Annotated in this window: 1 protein-coding gene; it reads right to left on the bottom strand. The window is 56.4% G+C overall.

Features of this window, described 5'->3' with window-relative positions:
* Nucleotides 1-351: 351 nt before the first annotated feature.
* A partial coding sequence (locus ACTIEZ_RS15440; RefSeq protein ID WP_439547579.1) for an amidohydrolase family protein occupies nt 352-569 on the bottom strand: 218 nt, incomplete at its 5' end.

Here is a 569-nt window from a genome sequence, read left to right as displayed (position 1 = left end):
CCCGAAGATCGTTCGAATAGGGCCTCGCCATCTGATGCTGACCTCCAACCCAGCAATCAGGGTGAATCAGAAATCAGCCACCTTGGGAATCCCAAATCGATTCAGTCACCATGCAATCGAGTCTAAGCTGGCAGATCGCACTCATCGCTAACCAGTTTTATCGCTTCAAGCTTGAACTCCCGGCTGAACTTGCGCCGCTGCATTCATATCCTGCCGTTCCATAAAACACCTTATTTCGGTGTGCGCGAAACCGGCAGCAGCTCAGTATGTGCGCCCATCGTGCTGAGGGTCCCCTTGCGGACGCCTCCCGCTCGGACTGCAGAAGTTTACCTGACAACACCGGCCAACGGCCTATCGCTGATAAACCACCTTGCCGCTGACGATGGTCGCCAAAATCCTGCCGGCCAGGATTTTTTCCGGCGCGGATCCGGCAAGGGCGAAGGGATCAATATCCATGACGGTCAGATCAGCCCATCGGCCCTTGGCAATGATCCCCGTCTGGTCTTCGCGGAAGGCGGCATAGGCCGACCAGATGGTATAGGCCCTGATCGCTTCTTCGATCGTCAGCC

The organism is Sandarakinorhabdus sp., from assembly GCF_051860625.1.
Classification (GTDB): Bacteria; Pseudomonadota; Alphaproteobacteria; order Sphingomonadales; family Sphingomonadaceae; genus Sandarakinorhabdus.
The sequence above is the reverse complement of the archived record's forward strand: the minus strand, read 5'-3'. Positions and strand labels throughout refer to the sequence as shown.